General features: G+C 53.3%; 10 protein-coding genes. All 10 read right to left on the bottom strand.

All coding sequences use genetic code 11. From position 1 onward, the window contains the following. Window positions 1–45: 45 nt before the first annotated feature. Window positions 46–297: a hypothetical protein gene (locus QPL98_RS17975; RefSeq protein ID WP_303293730.1), complete on the bottom strand. Its 252-nt coding sequence runs from the start codon at window positions 295–297 to the stop codon at window positions 46–48. 344 nt (window positions 298–641) lie between these two features. Next, the gene (locus tag QPL98_RS17970; protein ID WP_303293729.1) at window positions 642–1,262 is read right to left on the bottom strand and encodes a hypothetical protein; all 621 of its coding nucleotides are present in this window, start codon (window positions 1,260–1,262) and stop codon (window positions 642–644) included. A 1-nt stretch (window position 1,263) separates the two neighbouring features. After that, on the bottom strand, window positions 1,264–3,060 hold the full coding sequence (locus QPL98_RS17965) for a DUF262 domain-containing protein (RefSeq protein WP_303293728.1): 1,797 nt from the start codon (window positions 3,058–3,060) through the stop codon (window positions 1,264–1,266). A gap of 114 nt (window positions 3,061–3,174) precedes the next feature. Continuing rightward, window positions 3,175–5,073, bottom strand: coding sequence for a M48 family metallopeptidase (locus QPL98_RS17960; RefSeq protein ID WP_303293727.1), 1,899 nt, complete (start codon window positions 5,071–5,073; stop codon window positions 3,175–3,177). Continuing rightward, window positions 5,070–7,958 (bottom strand): ATP-dependent RecD-like DNA helicase, encoded by a 2,889-nt coding sequence (locus QPL98_RS17955; RefSeq protein ID WP_303293726.1) that lies wholly within the window; start codon window positions 7,956–7,958, stop codon window positions 5,070–5,072. Before QPL98_RS17955 ends, QPL98_RS17960 begins: the two co-directional genes overlap by 4 nt. Window positions 7,959–7,984: 26 nt before the next feature. Beyond that, window positions 7,985–8,344 (bottom strand): hypothetical protein, encoded by a 360-nt coding sequence (locus QPL98_RS17950; RefSeq protein WP_303293725.1) that lies wholly within the window; start codon window positions 8,342–8,344, stop codon window positions 7,985–7,987. After that, the gene (locus tag QPL98_RS17945) at window positions 8,337–13,349 is read right to left on the bottom strand and encodes a hypothetical protein (RefSeq protein ID WP_303293724.1); all 5,013 of its coding nucleotides are present in this window, start codon (window positions 13,347–13,349) and stop codon (window positions 8,337–8,339) included. Before QPL98_RS17945 ends, QPL98_RS17950 begins: the two co-directional genes overlap by 8 nt. 2 nt (window positions 13,350–13,351) lie before the next feature. After that, complete coding sequence (locus QPL98_RS17940; RefSeq protein ID WP_303293723.1) at window positions 13,352–16,261, bottom strand: DEAD/DEAH box helicase; 2,910 nt, start codon at window positions 16,259–16,261, stop codon at window positions 13,352–13,354. A 287-nt stretch (window positions 16,262–16,548) separates the two neighbouring features. Then, window positions 16,549–17,316, bottom strand: a complete 768-nt coding sequence (locus tag QPL98_RS17935) for an ASCH domain-containing protein (RefSeq protein WP_303293722.1) — start codon at window positions 17,314–17,316, stop codon at window positions 16,549–16,551. 45 nt (window positions 17,317–17,361) lie between these two features. Further along, window positions 17,362–20,394 carry a DEAD/DEAH box helicase gene (locus QPL98_RS17930; protein WP_303293721.1) on the bottom strand — a complete coding sequence of 1,011 codons (3,033 nt, stop codon included), beginning with the start codon at window positions 20,392–20,394 and terminating at the stop codon, window positions 17,362–17,364. Between the last annotated feature and the right edge of the window lie 12 nt (window positions 20,395–20,406).

The raw sequence follows: 20,406 nt of genomic DNA, 5'->3' as shown, positions 1-20,406 counted from the left end.
TGGGGAAATCAGGCAGCCTGCCAGGGTGGCAGCTTTGCCGTGGAATCAGTGGCAGCTTTCGCGTGGAATGGGTGGCAGGCTTCGTCTGGAATCAGTGGCAACCTTGGTCTGGAATACGCACACGGCAATTTTACGTTTCAACGCTAGCTTTCCTGGCGCGTTGGCCTGCTGAGCCTCAAGCTGTGCGGCGCGCTGCTGCTCAGCACTTACCGTTGGCTCAACATCCTTCATCTGCGGGGTTTGGGTAGCACAGCCTACCAATGTAACTGCAGCTGCAAGAGCTAGAATTTTTTTCACAGGATTCTCCAGATCATTATCGTTTTTAATCAGAACCGTGCATACAACTCGAGCCGGTGGGAAGCTGCCACTAGTGAGCCCAGCTCGAATTCATAGTGCCAAGCAGAGCGGATGAGAGGAGTTTAATGGGGAGGACCGACATCCGCTGTCGCTTACAAGAAATCAATTCTCTGCATCAGGATAGTGACCTAACGGTGTTGGTAAGAAAACTCTATTTTTCAAGTTTTTACAATCAACACGTCGTTTTCAACCACTCATCAATAGTGTGAGGAGAAAGCAAATCTGATGAGCCTACAGCGAATTAGGCAACAGCCAGTTTTTTACTTAAGATCAAAGATTCAACATCACTCATGCACGTAGACCCAGCCACCAACGCGCTCCAGAGTTCCTCCGAAACCATTGCCCGGATACTTCCCATCTGGAACATAAATGAACCGATCCCAGTTCATCATCGCTCTGGAGACCAGTGCAGTTAGCGCCCAGCTGTTATCGCCATACTCCGCCAGCTTTCCCTCATCAGTCACGATCTCTAAGGGCGGTAATTTCTGCGGCATGTGTGACAGGTAATCCGGAACCAATTCCGTGAGCTCTTTCGGTGGCTGACCATTCACCTCGACATACTTCTCTACTGCGGCAACCACAGGTTGAGCTCGCTCCGCAGCAAGCTCGAATCCGTACATTCGGAGTTCACCGCCAATCCAACCTCCCAATGAGACACCGCCAATTATCCCTATGGCAATCTGAGGGAACCGACTGGACTGGTTTGCCGGAGGCCGGCGCAGAACCAGCCGGAATAGCCACGAAAGCAAAGTTACCGCGCCCCAAAGCAACACAACAAAAACGGCCACCATAGGAAGCAGTTCTAGGCCAGCCGTTGACCAGCCGCCTGTTCCTCGCACCGTCAGAATCGCTGGCCAGATGAAAGGTGCCGAACTTGCAAGAAGTAACCCGATAACGATTTTCAATTTATAACGCCCAATAATAGCCCTGAATCTTCTCTGCCATTGCCACCCTACGCCGAGCCAGGAAATCCTCATAATTCTCGGGCGAGTAACTCTCCAGCTCTGTTGGCAAGCAATTCACCGCGAGGTTGTCCTGCAGCTTATCCAGGTTTGTTATAGCGCCCAGCACAGGCTCTCCGGTTTCGCACTGCTTAAAGATTGTCGCCATGTAGTCCGCAGGAGCTTTATCCCCAATCTTGATATTCACCTCCTGCTGCAGGTACACAAAGTTCGCAACCTGGTTGTATTTGCCCCGAGACAGCCCCTGCTTCTTCAGGAAATTGCGGGGGAACACATGGTGGATATCGCCGTGGTGGTTGAGCATATCCCGCACAGAGATATCTTTGGAAAGGAAGCCTTTGTCACCCAAATAAGCCTGGGCCGCCAGAAATGCCTTGAAGACCGGTGAGTTTACCGTCGAAGTATTCAGCGCCTGAACCAGCCCGACCTTCCAGAAGGTATCCGACAATTCCGCCGCCTCAACATCCGCCAGCAAATCAGCAAACGGCCGGTCCTGAATTGCTTTGATGTCCCTGTCCATCTGGGATTCAGGAGACGAAGAATAACGGCCGGTGAGAATCGACATCACAAACCAGCGCCGCACCCAGGACTCAATCCGTGGCTCATTGCCCAAATCGCGTTTCAGTTTCAAATACAGGATGTAGGCAAAGTTCAAAGCGTTCCGGGACCGGATCATCGTGCGATCCACAAAACCCGAAGAGCGGATAATCATCAGGAATCGCTTGAAGTGCGTCTCGTTGATGAACTCCAGCACCCCTGCCCTTAGCGATTCGAACGATGCTTCCTCGATCGACTTCTCGTAACTTCGAGTCTCAAAGTTACGACCGGACAACAGCCCTACCAAGTCGGCCAACTTGCCCCGATTGAACCGCGAAGTGAACGCAACCCGTAAAAGGTCAGAATAGCCTGGGTCGTAAAGATCATCATTCTCCTGCCGCAACCAGCGCATGGCCTTGAAATAATCCGTTTGCGCGAAAGCCGCATCATTCTGCTCCATCAAACCATAGAACTCCGGAGCGACCGCCAGGTGGCAAAAATAGTCGATGGCTTTACGCAAAGTATTACCACCAAACTCCTCGTTGGCGGCAATCTTCGACATCGCAAAATCCGCCTGACTGAGAACGACACCTTTGGAGTTGATGCGGATAAAAATCTCTGTAACCGTTTCGATATCAAGATCGTGGGACAGCTCGATCAAACCGATCTGCTTGGAGAGAATATCCGTCAGCCTACCAAGGCGGTCGTGGAGCAAGTCCTCATCCACGTCCGGGTTTGCCGAGAGATATTCGCGCGCAATTTTATGAGGCTTGAGCTGCCCACTGATAATGGGCCCGATATCCGGCAACCAGGCTTTATCTTTGTCGATGGCCGGGTTGGCCACCTCAAACCGCTCCTCCATGGGGTGGAAAGCAATGCGGATGCGTACCGTTTTGTAGTCCTGATTAATCACCTGCTGATTGGCGATGGCGGCCCGAAGAGCCGTAACGCGCTGCTGACCATCGATCAAAATCTTTTTGCCTTGGGCGACACCGCCATCCTTCAGCTTCACTGACGGATTCTGCCAGGCGATGATGTAACCCACGGGATAGCCCTGGTACAGGCTGTCCATCAAGTCCCGAACTTTGGATGAGTCCCACACAAACGGGCGCTGAATTTCCGGGATGGCGATTTCACCGGAATTCACCCACGCCATGAGCGTGCCGATCAGGTGTTGGTTAACTGAATAGCATTGGGAACTCATCCGTTCTCTCCCGAATATATGATCTGGTGTTAAATCTCAGTCAGAGCTGACATACACTTTCAACTCCGTTTTTGGCAACTTAAACAGCGTTGAAAGGTTAGCATGCATATACCTTTAGGTTTTCGAAACCTTATAAGCTCTCCACCCCCACTCAGACCGTTTTTTATTGTACGAAAGCAGCGCCACGCCATTTACAAACTCACCATCCACAACATTATTCTTAGTTACCAAGTTGGCTGGTATAAAAATATCTGAGCTAGTAAAGGCAAAACCCGATTCATGCACACTAACACTCTCTCGAAACTCTTTCTTCAAACCAATAGGTGCCGGGTCCTGGGTTTTACGGGCAGACAGAACGCGGAATCTCTCACCGCGAGCTGTAGAATATCTACTCAAACGAACTCTGATCACATCACCTTCAGAATAGTCACCATCGAGCTCTGAGAACGGGACAACGCCATTTATAACTTTACTGACTAAAAAGTGAATCAGCTTTTTATCCCTGTTGACATGATCAACAACGGCAAGTTGGTCTTTAAAAACATCCCAAGCCTCACCGGGCTCACGCTTATCAACAGAAAACATCTGGAATCTTTTTTGATTATCCCATTCGCCTTTAACTTTTATCGGATCACCAAGCACACTACGTGACAGGTCAAACTTCTTATCGGGTATCACAACCTCTACTGGCTCTGAAGCCCCCTTTAAATAAATCCGTCTTTTTGGCTTATCTTCTTTACCGGGAATTGTAAAGACATCACCAACGTTTGCAGAAATCCATGGCAGCTGACTGAACAATGCGCTTTCCGCAGCGCCCGAGTTACCTTTATAAAACTCCTCATTCGAGCCAGACCTGGGGGTGGTGGAATACCAATCCTGATTTTCAAACCGTTCAATTTCAGGTGGAACTTTGTTGCCCTCCCTCCGCTTAATTTCCAGAAAACGATTGATTTCGAACTTCGCTTCGGGGAACTTACTCCGTTCAATCAGCAACGATGCAAGCTTCCCGCGGACCTTCACCGAAAAGCGGTCATCAGAGGAACAAAGCAGAGCCTTGCAGTAACAGCTCAATGATAGGTCCGGGTCATCAGTGCCACAGATATCGCCTAAGAGCTCCCAAACCCAATAGTCGTTAGGTTTTGCGCGAGCCACATCGAGGGCAAATTTAAAGGCATCTTCATTTCTTTGAAGTGTGAGAAGCACTTTCGCCTTGTTCAAAAACAACCAGATATTGTCAGAATACTCACCCAAGGCTCGATCAAGGTAAGGAAGAATATAAGATGCGAGCCCGGGGTCTTGAGTTCTTCCAGCCTCCTTGCTCGCCTGCTGTATTACTCGCTCGGCGAGGGCCGGAAGCTCTTTGCTATCATCCGTGCGGAATCGCTCCCAATCCTCTGGACGCAAAAACTCCAGATTCCACAATCGGCAGAATGCGGCCATGTTGAAACGATCCGCGCCGGCGAACTTCGCGGCCACCTGCAATATAACGGAGTGGAGAAGCGACGGCTTCTCAACGTTAAGCCGTAGATACTCATTGAGGTTTTGCTTGATGGGCTGCAAATTAGCGTCACTCTGATCCAGCAGCTTCTTCACAAGACGATACAGCTCCCAGCCGAGTGAGACGGATAGATCACGATCGCCCGGTGTGTCCTGAAGTAGCTCACGATAGATAGCCGCCGCTCTATCATGCTGTCCAGCCTTGCTCAGCTGTTTAGCTTCGTTGACCCGCTGGCCCTGCGGGCTGCAGAGCGAGATGGCAAACTGCCGTTGTTTCGTCAGCACGTCATCACTCTCGGGCACCGTGATTGCCTCAAGCTGTTGGCGGTAATGACTGAGATTAGCCTGCTGACCTGCTTTGGCATCCCGTTTGATCAGGTCAATCAAGCACCAGCCAAAGGCCCGATCGTCCCACTCATCTTTATCGGGGGCGCCCATTCTTTGTAAGGCCATCTGATAGGCTTCTTCAATCTCACCGGCTTTTCGCTTTGCAAACACGTCTTTACTGGTAATCATGCACTCAATCCTTCTGTCAGCATTACCTCAACGTCTGGCAATAGCGACCCCGGACTACAGGCAGTAATCAATGGCTGATATTTGGTGAACCGTTTTTTGCCGTCAAAGAAAATATCGCATACAGCCACATCGTTGCCCCGAGCAAATCTATAGCGAACATGCCATTGATACTTCTCGGCATTCTGTATACTGATCTGACGCTCAGATGCCAGCGGAAGCAAACGCCGATGAAAGTCATTGATGAAATCATCTTCAAAGTGAATCTGGTCAGCGGGTATTACAGGTCCACCAGCGATTGGCTGCCCTACAAGAGGAGCCAATAAATTTTGCACATCGGCTGAGAGAGATGACGGGATGGGTGCCGTTACACGCTTAACTTTCTCCTTGCTGTCGTAACCAATGTCCACCCGGGCAAATTCGTTACCTCGGCAGAATGTATAAGCTTCCTGGTATTGCTGATGGGCGATAGAGTCAATCGAAATATCGTGATCAGCTATCAGTTCCCTAACCCTGCTGAGAACTCCAAGCAGGAATTGGGCTCCTTCCGGGATTCCGTATGTTTCATCAATACTGTCTGGCCTGTGCACTGCGGTAGACGAAGGTGCCGTCACCACCCGCTCATCTTTCAAAGGTCTGTTCGGCTCGGGACTTTGGTTTACCGGAGAATCAAAACCAGCGGGCGTATTGTCCGGGTTTGGTGTCGGATTCGGCATAAAACCACCGAGCCGGCCAACAGGTTTCAACCGACTACCAATCTTGATATTCGGCGCGTCAAGCAACCACAGGCGGTCCGAAGTCCGTGTAATCGCTGTATAAAACCAACGAAAATAGCCTTCGGTCAGCTGGTTTTGATTGGTTTTACACTTTACAAATACATTATTCCATTCGCTACCTTGCGCCTTGTGACAGGTAATGGCATAGCCAAACTTCAACCGCAGTGCGTTAAAGTAAGGGTCAGACATCAGTGTATTCTTGAATTCCAGGCTGCCCTTTTTGAGCCCCCTGTTGCGCATACAAAAATCAACGTACAGCGCCTTGCTCTCGTCGGAACTTAACGACGGCAGGTCGCTGTAGAGCAGGCTTTCAATTACCTTGGCCTCGAAAAATCTCGGGGTCCCTTCGAGGTCTCTGAACCCTACAACAACGTCCTTGAATTCAAGAGATATGCCGACGCTTTCGACCTGCCCTGTTTCTTCATTTCGCCTTTTAATGGTGACTGGACGGCGTTCAGTGGCTCCAAGCACTTTTCTCACAACCCCGAAATCACCATTAGAGATAAAAAACCCGTAAGCATTGCTGTTACTTACGGCCATCACTTTGTCGCCGGCTTGAACGTACTCACATCCCGGGAAAAAATGCTCCCTTATTCGACGGTTATAGGCCGCAACATCAGCGTTTGAGTAAGCGATAACAATGGACTCACCGTTAATCCTGCCACCACAGGACTCAAGGTACCGGTCCATCAGATCGCCATGACTGACAGGCTGTACATCCGGCGTACTGAAATCTACGGAAAGCTGATTGAAAACACGTTTTTTCAAGGAATTGCGCAAAGCAATGGAATTACCCATCACACCGCTATCTGCCTTTTGACGCACAACTTCGGTGAGCTCATAGCTGGTGGAGCGCACACTGTGCTCCCGAAGCAAATATTTCTCGTCCAATGCCGGAGAAAATGACATACCAACAGGCGGCAGCTGGGCATCGTCGCCGATGAAGATGACCTTTTTGCTGTGATCGTTATGATCAAGATTCACATACTTCAGAAAATCCCTGAGTATGTACCCCGAACCAAAGCGAAAGAACTCCGCCTCACTGTATGCATCTGAAACCATGGATGCTTCATCAACAATGAATACAGTATCCGCCGGAAGTTCATTTACCGAAAGCTCGGCGTAGAACTTGTAGGTTTCAGTCCCATCAACATCAGCGTCTTTATATTCCCGAATATCCTTGAACGAATATATGGTTCGATGCAACGTATAAGCGGGAGATTTTGTCTTACTTGCAATGACCTTCGCTGCCTTACCTGTCGGTGCGGCCAAGACATAGTTTCGTCCAATTGCGCGAAAGTACTCTGTCAGCCCTTTTGTTATAAATGTTTTACCTGTACCTGCGTACCCCCTTAGTATAAAAGCACTCTCATTTCGGGAAGACAGGAATTCTCCAAGCTGTTTAACGAGCTCAGCCTGGCCATTTGTAAGCGTATATTCCGAAAAGCTATCCTCAAGGCTCAATAAACGTCTTGTAGCCTCCTCTCCCAGGTCAATTCGACTAGCAGCCTCAGTGGATGCTTGGTGGAACCTTGACAACTTCTCCTCGTCAAGTGACCTGTCAAGCTGGGCAATCTGCTCCTGTGCTTTGCGTTCCGCTGCCTGAAGCTTCTGCAATTCCTCTTTCGCACTCTCAAGCTGGTTACGCAATTCTTCATTGGTAGCTTTCAAATTTGAATTCAGCTGCTCCGGAGAAGTCGGCTCTTCAAAATCCGGATATTCGGGCTGCGCAGGACCAGAACAAAACGTTGAGTAAAGCCACCGCCCCAGTAAGTAAGCATCTTTTAGAATCTGCAGGGCCTTGTCCTGGACCACTTCTTTGCCATGGGCTGCCTTATTGCCCAAGATACGGATCGCGTGAAGCTTCTGGCGAATGGCATCGTCAACCACCGATTCGAATTGCTCAGACGTCAGTTTCTCAAATAGCCCGTCATCAGGGTTCGAGCTCAGGCCCAGGTTCCGATACAGAAATCCGACTAACGATTCAGCAAAGCAACGCAGCTTGACGGTGGCTGTCGCAGGGTCGTCCTGCACATATCTCTCAGCCAGAGCCGCGTGTTTGTATAGTTCAGGCCACTGATCGGCCAAAAGAGAAAAGTTTTTCGAATCCATGGTCTGCCTCTACATCTTATTCGACTTCAGAACGGAATATCGTCATCGTCAAAGTCGTTTAATGCGTCGTAATCCTTCTTTTTACCCTGTGCCGGTTCATAATCAAGAATGTCCGGGGTCGCCAAACCGGTAAGTGTTCTCGAACCGTCGCCCGCTCCGCTAATTTCCTCACCGACCAAGGTTGAATCAATCAACAAAGCCCTAAAACTAACGCAGCGGTTTAAAAGGATGCTCTCAGCCAGCTCCTCCCTGCTGTCGACCCAATGAACTTCCTTCTGGCAATCGGTACAGAAGCGAATACCCTCATCCCGAGTGACAATGAGGTCTGCCCATTCTTTGGAGCAGGAATAACCCCAGGGGCAGTTACGAATCGTGCTGTCACTCATTGACAAAAACCTCCCACGCCACCCGATAATCCTCCTCCCGATCCGGCCGGAAGAACGGCGCTTTGTATTCCACGGTGCGCTCCACCGGCCCGCCGGGAAGCGTGTCGTCCATATAGGTTTTGTAGACGCTGCCTTCCTGCAGGTGCTGGATGTCTTCCCAGCCGAGGGCGATGCCCGGTTCTTGTGGAGAGCCTTTTCTTTCTGGTGTGTCTATGCAGTAGAAGGTGCCTTCGGTGAGTTCCTTCTTGTTGGCTTTTCTGGGCAGGCCTACGCCTACCAGGCCTTTGCTGGGGGTGAAGACGATGCGGCCGGTTTGGTCGTAGAAGGTTTCGGCTTCGTACTGGCGCATGACGGGGAACTGGACTCGGTAGATGGTGAGCAGTTCTTCCAGCGTGAGGCCGAGGGCCTGGGCGACGAGGACATCGATTTCCACCAGGGCCTGGCGGCGGGCGTAGTCGGTGCGCAGGGCGTTGCTGCGTTGCCACTCGGGGGTGAGGTTGGCAAAGAAATCCTGCGGTAGCGCGGCGATGGGTTCGCGAGTGGCCCAGTGTTGTTGGCGGAAGCTGTCTTGCCAGTTGGATTGCCAGAGGTTGGCGTAGTGATTTGTCAGACAGTACAAAACTAACCCTCTGAACCTTATCCGCGTATCACTGATCAGTGGCATCAGACGAAGAACCGACTCGTATAAATCGTTTTTCCCTGTTGTTTTAAGCCAGAAATCAAAGACCAGAGACGCGCAGGCTGATCCAAAATCCAGCATTGCTTTCTGGTCTTTAAAGGTTGTCGAGATAACAGGGTGGATATGGGCAGCACCTTTTGGGGCAACCATACCCAACAGCGTGCGCTCACCTGACTGACTCAACTGCCTGCGACAGAACAACCGATAATACTCCGTCACGAACCGCTCCCGATGCTCGCTCTCTTCCACCCAAGGCACGCGCGGGGTGCGGTCGCGGTAGGTGGCGGGATCGCAGGCGGGGATGTAGTTGGTGCGCGGCAGGTAGTCGTCCGGCAGGGTTTGCAGGTCGAGGATATCGTAGTGGCTGTTCTGGGTGCACTCTGCCCGCGGGGTTTTGTAGAACGGGCTGCCGACGAAGAAATGGGGGCCGGAGAGTATCCATTGTTCCGGGTTCTCCGGGAAGCGGGTTTCCCGTTTGATGGTGCCGTCTTTCTGGGCGTTGGTTTCGTGCCACATTTCCAGCGACAGGTACTGTCCTTTCAGATCCCCCAGCCGCCGGGGCTGGGCGGCGAATTTTTCCAGTACGTTGGTGAGCTGCCGGGCGTGCAGGGCCGGCAGGCGCGCTTCCAGGGCATCGGTGCTGGCTTCGTCGTAGAGTTGGGCGAACAGGGCCAGTTCGTGTTGGCCAATTTCAATAATTCGGTCGCGGTGGCCGTTTGTGTTCCAGACGGTTTTGATGGCTCCGCTCGCTGATTCCACTTCATCCTTGATTCCCGGCACTTGCCCCTGCCCTTCGTGGGCAAAGCTGATATCCACAGTTTGGGGAATAAACAGGTTGGCAAAGTGGTTGAAGTGCACGTGCTCATCAAAGGGGCCATAAACGTTTGCGCTGAACTTCGTGTGGTGATCGACTTCCGCAAACAAATTCACTTCATTGATGTACTGGAAGTGCTGGCGCAAACGCCGATACACCTCCCGCCGGAATCCTGCACCTTTGGGATCGTCGTAAATCCCTTCCGGGTGCAAGAAGCCACTCACGCCCTGCTCGTTCACATTGGCCCAGGCCCGGGGCAGGAAGCATTTGTATAGATTTGTCTGCACGCCTTTGAGCTGCGGGTAGTTCTGGGTGGCGTTGAGGAACGCCTGGGAGCCTTCCGCTTCCGCCAGTTCGGCAAACCAGGCCTGCTGTAATTGCGGGCTGCGCTCGAAGGCGGCTTCGCGCTCGTCGGTCAGTTGCTTGGCACTGAGTTTGTGCAGTACAAAAGCCGGGTTGTGGTCGCCGAGGATGCCGCCTTCCTGCCATTCCACCTTGCGCCAGGGCGGGTTTCCAAGAGTGATGTCGAAGCCGCCACGGTTGGCGAAGATATCGGCGAAGGCCAGTTCCCAGTGGAAAAAGCGGTAGTGTTCACCCAGTTCATTGGCAATCGCCAGGGTGTTGAAAAACGGGTTCTTGAACAGCTTTTCCAGGTTGAGTTCGCCGCGCTGGTTGCTGACTTCCCGGGCGGCCTGGGTTTCCGCCCGTAGGCTTTGCTGGGGCTCGTCGGCGGCGAACAGGTCGTCTACCGGTTTGGCGAACAAGTCTTCGCCCTGCTCTGCCGGCTTTTCGTTTTCCGGGGTGGTAGTTTCCGGGTTTGAGGTGCCGCCCAGCAGGCTTACCTGTTCCGGCGCAAACTCAAAGGTGCCGGCGCTGTTGAGGATGGTGTTCAGGTCGAACAGCCATTTCTGCCGGTCCGGCAGTTGGTCCACTTTGTCCAGGGGCCAGAACCAGAGGGCGCACCAGTAGTCCATGGCCAGTTTCAGGCGGCGGTACGGGGAGGCGATGCGGGCGTTGGTGTTGAAGATGCCGTGGGCGCGCAGGTTGTCTTTTTCCCGGGTGGTGGTGTGGTGTTCTTCCACCTGTTCCTGGCCCCACAGGGGGTAGGTGTCTTCGGTGCGCCGGCGGTGTTGTTCCAGCATCTGGGTGTGTTCGCGCCACAGGCGGTCTACGGCATCGCTCAGGCTTTGCAGGGTTTTGATTTCCTGCTCGTCCAGCGGGGCGCAGAAGTCTTTTTTCCAGTCTTTGATTTTCTTGAAGGCATCCGGGCGCAGTTGTTTGGCCACTTTGTCGTTGTAGCCGGCCATGCCGGGATCGGGTAACAAAAAGTGATAAATCTCGTTTTCGCCGCGGCCGCCCTCGCCTGTCGGGTTCAGCAGGGTTTCCGGGGTTAGCCGGCGCGGGGCGTTGTTGTACCAGAGGCCTTCTTTAGCCTGTTTCTTCAAAGCAATCTTCGGAAATACCTCTCGGCGCGCGCCGATCAGGCTGTTGCCGGTGAACAGCTGGTAGCCGAACCAGGGTACGTTATGGCCGCCGCTCAGGGCGTTCAGCCACAGGGACACTTCCGCCAGTTCCACGGCGATGGGGTTCAGATCTACCCCGTACACGTTGTGGTCGGCGATGTGCATTTTTACCCGCTGGAGTTCGCGCTGGTAGTCCTCGTGGGGGATGCGTTCGCCCAGCTCCTGTTGTTTGCGGGTCAGGTAGGCTTCCACCAGCTGGTTCACGGCTTCGTTAAGGAAGGCCGCGCTGCCCATGGCGGGTTCGCACACGGTTAAGTCGAGAATGTCGTCTGCGGTTACCTCTTCCGTCAGGCGTTCTTTGAGGGTGTATTTCACCAGGCTTTTGGTGAGCACTTCCGGGGTGTAGTAACTGGCGGATTTTTCCCGGTCGCGCCCGGCCATGCGGTAGATGAACTTGCCTTTGGGGTGCACGCGCAGGCTGAGTTTGCCGTCGATTTTGTCGTACACGCGCTCTTTGTCGTCGAATTCTTCCAGCTGGCTGGCGGTAACGAAGTAGCCGGTGTCCAGTTCGTCAGGGTTGATGTTCTGGCCTTTGGGAGCGACTTCGTAGAGGTCTTCGGTGGCGAAGAAGCCCCGGTAGCTCAGCAGGGCTTCATACACGGCACCCAATTGGTTGATACCCAGCTGGGTGTAGCTTACCCGGCCCCGGCGCTTTTTACCTTTGGCGGGGCGTGTGAGCGACATGCTCTGGATCACCTGCTGCAAGGTGGCGTTGCTGAACACCACGCGGTTGAGCAGCGGGGTTTTGGCCGGGTCGAACAGGTGGCTGTCCAGGCCTTGCAGGGTGAAGGCGTTGGTGGTGCTTTCGTGCAGGTTGTCTTGCTGCTGGCTGGCCTGGTTGCCCTGGTAGATCAGGCTGAACATGCGCTGCAGGCTGTGGTGGAAGTAGTGGCCCTGCCTGCTTTCCTCGGTGGTCAGGCGCACCATTTCCAGATCGCGCAGGCTGTCGAGGCTGTAGCCCATGCGCCAGGTTTCGTCGTCGGTGGGCAGGTAGCCCAGTTCCGGCCGCGCTTCGATGTAGAAGAGGAACAGAATGCGGTACATGTAGCGCAGGCATTCCTTGGAGAGCTGGTCGGCATCCAGGGCGTTGCTGCCGCTGTAGATGCCTTCCTTGCGGTCGCGTGCCTGTTCGATGAGTTGTTCGGCGGCCTCGTTGCCAAGGGCTTCGATGGCCTGGCGCAGGGCGTATTTGAGGTCGTCGGAGACTGCAAAGGCGTGTTTGTGGCTGTTTTCGTCCAGGCTGTCCAACCTGCACTGGCCTTCATCTGGCGCGAGGCTTTCCCGGTGCAGCAGTACGGCGGTGGCTTTGAGGGTTTTGTCGTCGCGCCGGCCGAGGATTTCTTCCCAGTCGAAGCGCAGCATGCGGTTTTGCGACCATTTGTAGCGGTCGATCAATATGCCTTGGCGGTCGCTCAGCAGCAGTACCCAGCGGGGCGGATTTTCGTTGTGGGGTGCGTTCTGGCGGAACACGGCCTGGTCCAGGATGTGGTACCAGTCGGTGTTTTTCAGGGCATCAAAGTGCGGGCCGGGGCCGAAGAACTGGTTGCTGTGCAATTTGAGGGAGAGCGGGTCTTCGCCTTCGTTGTCGGCATCCAGTGCGCCCAGTACCCACAGCTGGTCGCCCAGGGTGCTGAGCACGGGCAGTTCGGTGTTGGGGGCTACGGTTCGGTTTTGTGGCTGGTACGGAATGCCCAGGGTGCCTAGCAGGTCTTTGAAGAATTCCCGCTGCAGGCGAATACGCTCGGCGACGCTGCGCTCGGTTTTGAGTTTGTGGCGCAGGGCGAAGTAGCTCTGGTTGAGGTTGCGCAGGGCGCGGTGGGGCGTGGTGTATTCCGCCCCGGCCTCTTTGGCCTGCTCTTCGCGGGCATCCCAGTCTTTGATGGTGTCGGCAAAGTCGCCCTGGAACACTTCGGCCAGGTAGTGGGCACTGAAGAATTCGTTGTCGTTGGTTAACCCGATGAAGGTGGCGGCGGTGTCTTGTACGGCCATGGTTAGTCCTGCTCCCCGGCTTCGCGGGTGAATACGGCAATAATCTGGATAAACGGCACGGGTTCGATGGTGAGGGTGTCGCGCACCCAAGTCTGGTAGTCATCGAACACTTTTTCGATGCGGCCGATGCGCTCTTCCCTTCTGGCAGCTTTGAAGTGCTCTGCCTGGGCAGATTTTTCCAGCTGGAGCTCTATCTGTTTTACCTGCCGCTGCTGGAGTGCTTCCAGTGCCTGCAGCTGTTCTGTCAGCTCTTCGTTCTTCTGTTCTGTGTAGGCCTGCTGGCGCTGGTGCATTTCTGCCTTGGCGGCGTTGATCACCGGCTGGCGCAGGTCTTCGAGTTCGCTGATGTTGATCGGCTGGGCGCGGTTGGGCAGTTTGTTGTCCAGTTGCAGGGTTTGCAGCCAGTGCTCTGCCGGTTCCACGGCCGATACTTCGCCGTTGCGGGTTTTAATGGCAAACCACTCCCAGATCACCGGGTGGGCCTTGCGGTTGGGAATCAGCCCGCTGACCAGGAAGACGGATTCGCCCGGTTGCAGGGCCTGTTTCACGGCGTTGGTATCCGGCAGGGCCAGTACCGGCGCGCTGTGGCGGGCCACCTGGGCCAGCAGTTTGTCTTGTAGCCACTGAATGGCCGGGTGCTGGGGCCACAGATAATGGAGTTTGGGCCAGGCGCTTTCGTCTTGCCGGCTGCGGCGGATTTCGTCTTCAAACCGCTGTTTATCGGCGGTGAGCACCAGGCTGCCATCGCTGGGGCTGATTTCCGGCGGCAGGAAGCGGAACCGGTAGTCCAGATCGTCTGGCGGCGTGATGGTGAGGGTTTGTTTGTCGTTGTTAGCACTGAACTGAACCTGCTTGCGCTCGCGGTTCAGGGCTTCCAGGGCCTGGCGGGCGAATTCGTAGTCGCTGGGGAACAGGCTGTACCGATCTACCGTGTGCTGTTCGGCCTGTTCTTCGGTTTTCGGTGCCGCTGCCTCGGGGTTCAGGAACAGCGCCAGCAGGTCGTCGCCTTCGTTGCTGTCGTCGGCCTGGTATTTGTCATCAAAAGCTTTGGCATCGGTGCCTTCGGCCATGGCTTCCATGGTGAGGGCTTCTTCGGCTTCGGCATCGTGCACTTTCATGAAGGTGGCCGGGTCGCCGATGTTTTTGTAGGCCTGTTCGTCTTTCTCTTTGAGGATTTCCAGTATGCGCTGATCGCCGCGCACTTTGGGGTTGTCGCTCTGGTTAATCAGGTAGGTGATGATCGGCGTTTGTTCCTGGCCGTAGCGGTCTACCCGGCCGTTGCGCTGCTGGAACACCATCAGCGACCAGGGCAGATCAAAATGCACCAGCCGGTGCGAGAGGTAATGCAGGTTGATGCCCTCGCTGGCAACATCGGAGCACAGCAATACGCGCAGTTTGCTTTCCGGTTTGCCGAAGTCTTCGACGATGCGTTGCTGGTCGATATCCGGCAACGTACCGTGCAGTATTTCAACAGCCTCGGTTTTGAGCTTGAGGTCATCCTGCAACTGCTGCTTCAGCCACTTAACGGTTTCGATGCGTTCGCTGAATATGACCAGGCGGTCGTTGGTGTCGGTTTTGCTCCAGCCGAACTCACGGCTGCCCAGCAACTTCAGTAGTTTCTGATATTTGCCAAAATGGGCCGTATTAACGTTACTCAGGGATAACAACAAGCTGTTGAGGGCCTGGACTTCCTGCTGTTCGTCTTCGGTAACTTCCGGCTTGTTCGCCAGTTTTTTGATGCGTTGCCGCACAGAAACTTCCGCCGCAGCCGGGGAGCTGAAGATGGCCTTTTGCAGGCCGATGCGCACCAGTTGGCCGTTTTTGGTGGTGCTGTGCTCGCCCCGGTAAGTGAACGGTACATCCAGCAGCGCCTGGTAGGCGGCTTCTTCTTCCGGGCTGGCGTTCAGGTAGATGTCGTTTACTACCCGTTCTTTGAATTCCTGCTGTACCTGATCCCGGATGTCCTTCTTGAACCGGCGAATGACCAGCCCCTTATCCCGGAAGTCTTCCCTGGCGTAGTCGTCCGGGTCGGAAATGGCGGTGGGGTCCAGCATGTTCATCAGGCTGGCGAACGACCGTGCCCTGCCGTCGTGGGGCGTGGCGGAGAGCATGATCAGGGTGTCCGACCGGCCCGCCAGGAGTTGCGCCAGCTGCGCCCGCTGGGAGCTGCTGCCACGCTCGGCCACGTTGTGGACCTCATCAATCACAATGATGTCCCAGTAGGCCTTTTCGAGATGCTGGCGGTATGCATTGCCCTGCTTGAGGGTGTCGATGGAGATGATCGACTTATCGTAGTAGTAAAACGGGTTATGGTTGCCCGGAATGTGGTTACGCACCCGCTGCAGGCCGGCGGAATCCAGCCGGGTGAGCGGGATGGTAAAGCGGTTCCACATTTCTTTCTGGAACTGGGTCATCATGCTTTTGAGGGTGAGCACAAGGATGCGCTTGCCCCGGCCACGGCGCATGAGCTCGGTCATCAGAATGCCGGCTTCCAGGGTTTTACCCAGGCCCACGGCATCGGCAATCAGAATACGCTGGCGGTTCTGTTTAAGCGCCTGCAGGGCCGGGTCCAGCTGGTAAGGGACTGGGTCCATCGCGGCTTTATGGCCGAGGTGGATTTTCTCATCTGCCGGGGTGATCTGGCGCAGCTGGGTTTCGATAAATAGGCGGCTTTTCTCGAAGCCTGGGGTCAGGTCCTGCTCAAATTGGGTTTCCGCCGGGTCCAGCACGCGGATGGTGTTGGCCTGCTCTTCCAGCCGGGTCAGGAAGCGGGCGCTTTTGCCATTGACCAGTTCCGAAAGACCATCAACGGTAAGGGCGTAACCGCCATCATCACTGGGGTCTGCCCGGCGGACAACCCATTCGCAATCCCGGATAACAACTCTGGCGCCTGGTGCGTAGAGTGAAGACATGTGCCCTTCCCGACTGATTTGGTGGAACTGGATGTCGGGAGGATAGCTGATGGCTCCGACATCCGTTGTCGCTTTCTGATTGTTACCTTTTGGTTATGACTTTGATGATCGTCCATATAAGGACAAAGGTGAAGGGGTGTTTAATAATTTTTGACAATTCATGTGTCTGTTTTTTCAGGTGTTTCACTTACTCAACTAATTATCAGTTCGCGGGTAAGTTGCGGGTAGGTCAGCTGGGACTTCCTCCCGTTCAAAACAACCAGAAGCAAGACTCCACTCCCTGTCGATTAATCACTCACAGGATTCTGGTGGCTATCACTACCGTCAGTAGTTGTTGTGGCATCTTGCCATCCTATAGCGCTTACTATTCCCCAGTTGCCTTTCGGATTTGGCCTGCGCCATTTTGCGGTTGGCATCCGTTTTAGGTACTCCAATGCAGCTGAATAATTGGAAAAACGCTGCTCGGAACCTTTCTCACCCACGGTAAAATATCCATCTCTGTTGCAGAGATTTATGCAGAATGAACTGCCATCCCTTGCAAAGGGTATCTTCGACGTCTTCTGCTCAGCACTTGCGGATTTGGAATGAGAACCGACGTTTTGTGCCGTTGAAAAAATTTCGACTAACGCAGCCTGTAGATTTTCTATCGCTACGGTATCTAACTCGACCCAAACTACTGCACCGGATCTGTGCTGGTATTTTATTGGCTGTACAAGGGGCAAGACGTCGCCCAATACCCAGGCGTGGTTCCACTTGTAGTCATCTCGGGTATAGATCTCCGGGCCAACGTTATGTTTTATCTCGTTCTCAAAAATTTCTTCAAAGCACAATGGGCCGATGGAATCGAGAATTGAACCAACACCAACAATGGTCCCACTACCCTTCTCGATCAGGGCGATAGGGCCTCGAATTGTTGTTCGGGCGCTTCGCATTTCCCAGGTTTTATAACCCTTGAGAATTTTATCGATCCACGGCTGGTCAATAATTAAACCACGAGTAATAGGTTTCGCGCCCGCATCCCAATTCTTATTTAGTTCGTGTTTCTCTTTAGGCATAGTTGATTCCCTTCATCGGTTTTCCGACCAACGCAAGCTTGCGATCTAAAGTCCCATCGACTTGAGAACCTCATTCTCGCTAACAGCTTCAGGCGTCACCACTGCATCCTTCAGCATCAGTTTTCCGCGTAGCAATCTATCCAGGTGAACATCGAACGCATCGTACTCAGGGTGTAGAACCGCAGGCAGATGGATGCTGACCGGCTTTGTTTGACCAATCCGATAAACCCTGTCCGATGCCTGGGCTTCTTTTGCAGGATTCCAATGCCGTTCCAAATGGATTACGTGATTTGCTCCCACAACGGTGAGGCCGACGCCAGCTGCTACCGGAGACATGATCAGAATATTGAATCCGTCTTTAGCCTCAAACTGCGTAATCAGTTGCTTGCGGCTGAGCACATCTGATTTTTTTGAGACGGCAGCGGTATCACCGTTAATAACGGCGATGTCGAGGCCGTATATCTGGTCAAGCCAAAGTTTAAGAAGACGCTGCAGACGTTTGGTAACCATGAACAGAATGACTTTTTCGCCTCGCGTCCTAATGGCGTCCAAAGAAGTAAGAAGGACCGCCAACTTGGCTGACTCCTGCATCACCTTTTTCGCGGATCGGGCATCATTGGTAACCAATTCTGCTTCGTGTCGAAGACGCGGGTGGAGTGAGATTTCCCTGAGTTGCTGCAGCACAGAAAGCGCCTTACCCCGCATGTCTTCAGTTGCTTGTTGCGCACGATACTCTCTCAAAACGTCTTCGTAAGCCCGTCGTTGGAAACCCTCCATGGTGCTGGTGAGTTCCTGGCTGTAAACAACGTTACCTTGATCAGGCTGCGGCACTCCGCAACGAATGGTCTTGGCTGGCAAGCCAGAGAGCTGATCTTCTTTTACCCTGCGTAACATAAACGGGCCTACGGCATCCCTTAATTCCTTCCCCAACGCCACTCTAACTGAATCGCGGCTATCTTCATTTGCATCGAGTATCGGTTTTATCCAGGTATCCCGAAAAGTGGTCCAACTCCCGAGCAAGCCAGGCTGGGCTGTATCCATAAGACACCAGAAATCCCCCAGGCTGTTCTCTACTGGCGTACCTGTCGCCAGTAACTTGAAGTCTGCTTTCAGCCCTTTTGCTGCTCTTGTTTGAAGGGTATTGGGATTTTTGATGTTCTGAGCTTCATCAAAAATCACTAACCCCCAATCGATTCTGCAAAGGGAAAACTGGTAATCGCGTAGTGTCTGGTAAGTTGCAAGTACCAGTCGACGCTCCTGATCGAGTCGTTTGGTGCCCGCGTCGGGGCCTATGTGCAATGCGTAACGAATGGCATCTTCGTCTAAGACCTGATCGTTATCCAGAATCGCTGCCATCTGCGCCGCTTCTCGCTTTTCGCCTTTTACCCGGTATTTCGCCAAATCCCGCCCAGACTGCAGAACGACAATGTCTTTGAAGGGAATGCCGTTGTAGGTAACTCTTACTTCATCCTCCCAATTTTCAAGCAAGCTAAGAGGAGCAACGACCAATATCGGTTTCTGCTGCTTACTCGCTTCCTTTTGTCGCCGCAAATATTCGCCAACGGCGACAAGGCTCATATACGTTTTACCAAGACCCATATCGTCCGCCAGCAAAGCACCCTGTAAACGATAAAGGTCACCGGATTTTTCACTCCGAGCCTGCTCGATCAGGCTCAGCATCCAGGAAATCCCTTCCTTTTGATGAGGGAACGGCTGCCGCGCATACATACCCCAGTCAGGCTCCGCCTCGCCTTGCGATTCTCTGGCCTTTTGACGAAGTTCTTGATGTAGCTCTTCGGCTTCCTTCAGAACAAGACTGAGCTTCTCTTCTTTGATTGGAGTATCATTGATCTGCGGTTCATCAATGCCTGATGGGTTTCGCAGGTTCTCAGTAATTTGTTCAAGTTGAGATCCAACGGCGTTTCGATCTGAGATATCGATGGTTTCGCCATTAAAAGATAGGGTGTCTGCACCCTGCCCCCACGCTGCGTCCACTGCCTCTTGGAATTGAGCCAACTCTTCTTCTGACTGAATAACGTTGGGCAGAGACTCGGGAGACGCGGGCAGCTTATCAAGTGCAAACCAGTCCTGTTTTTTGGCGTCCGCTTCACCGAACTCCATATGCTGGAGCTTACCAACACCTTCAACTCGCACCGAAAAACCAAGCTCGAGATTGACCAGCGATGCGTCTAGGAACGCGCCAGGGGTTTCGATAAATTCCTGCACTTTGTCCGCAGGAATCCTTCGGTTACCAAATACTTCTTTTACCGCCGCTACCTTTTCTGGTTCCAACAGAACTACCCGCTTTCCTATTCGAAGAGCACCGCCGGTGTCCTTATCGAAATCGAGTTGATCCCACCTTTTGCCCAGTTCTTCAGGGGTCGATCCATCACCAAGACTTGGGCCAAGGAAGAGGCTGCCATCGGGCATTTTGGTTGCGACAACGCCTATACCCTCCGGCACCACAACATCCAATTTTTGGAAATGCCCCAAGTCCAGATTCATTCCATTACGCTGAGCAGTCTGAAGCTCAGCCATTAAACGAAGATTCGCTCCTTCGCCTCTATCATCTGGAGGCAAATGCTGATGATGCTCCCAGGCCTCAAGTGCAAACAGTTCTGGGGAAGTAAGGCGATAGGTCTCTGTCGACGTGAGGTTCAGAAAAGGCCCTTTCCTTGAAAACGGCGCACTTTGACCATCAATCATCGCGGTGACATTAACGCGAAATCCGCTATTTCCTGAACGGCCATTGATTTCAGCGTGAAAACTCCCGGGAAACCTTGGGGGTAAGCTCAGAACCTCCGCCTGCTCATCATCAAGCCCTGCGATATTCTCAGCGCCGATGTGGAAACCATTCGCCATAGGTTCCGCATAACCCTGCTCTTCAAGCATTCGAAGGGCAATCAGCTGCATCTTCTGAAAAGCTGGCCCTTGACCATGCTTGAGTTCGTCAAACTTTGTGGGCTCGATGAAGAACAATACGCCAGAGGAGTCTGCTCGCAGCTCAAAACCTGCTTGCGCAGAGACATTCTCCTTCTCATCTGAAACCATTGAACGCAGAAGATCGAAAAGGCCCATAAAATCCCTTTT

This window comes from Marinobacter sp. ST-43, assembly GCF_030541085.1.
GTDB lineage: Bacteria > Pseudomonadota > Gammaproteobacteria > Pseudomonadales > Oleiphilaceae > Marinobacter > Marinobacter nauticus.
Note: the sequence above shows the minus strand (reverse complement) of the source record. Positions and strands in the feature narration are given on the sequence as shown.

Coding starts and splice junctions, on each gene's coding strand:
- QPL98_RS17965 (WP_303293728.1), bottom strand. CDS start 3,060: ATGAGTTCCCAATGCTATTCAGTTAACCAACACCTGATCGGCACGCTC.
- QPL98_RS17960 (WP_303293727.1), bottom strand. CDS start 5,073: ATGATTACCAGTAAAGACGTGTTTGCAAAGCGAAAAGCCGGTGAGATT.
- QPL98_RS17955 (WP_303293726.1), bottom strand. CDS start 7,958: ATGGATTCGAAAAACTTTTCTCTTTTGGCCGATCAGTGGCCTGAACTA.
- QPL98_RS17950 (WP_303293725.1), bottom strand. CDS start 8,344: ATGAGTGACAGCACGATTCGTAACTGCCCCTGGGGTTATTCCTGCTCC.
- QPL98_RS17945 (WP_303293724.1), bottom strand. CDS start 13,349: ATGGCCGTACAAGACACCGCCGCCACCTTCATCGGGTTAACCAACGAC.
- QPL98_RS17940 (WP_303293723.1), bottom strand. CDS start 16,261: ATGTCTTCACTCTACGCACCAGGCGCCAGAGTTGTTATCCGGGATTGC.
- QPL98_RS17935 (WP_303293722.1), bottom strand. CDS start 17,316: ATGCCTAAAGAGAAACACGAACTAAATAAGAATTGGGATGCGGGCGCG.
- QPL98_RS17930 (WP_303293721.1), bottom strand. CDS start 20,394: ATGGGCCTTTTCGATCTTCTGCGTTCAATGGTTTCAGATGAGAAGGAG.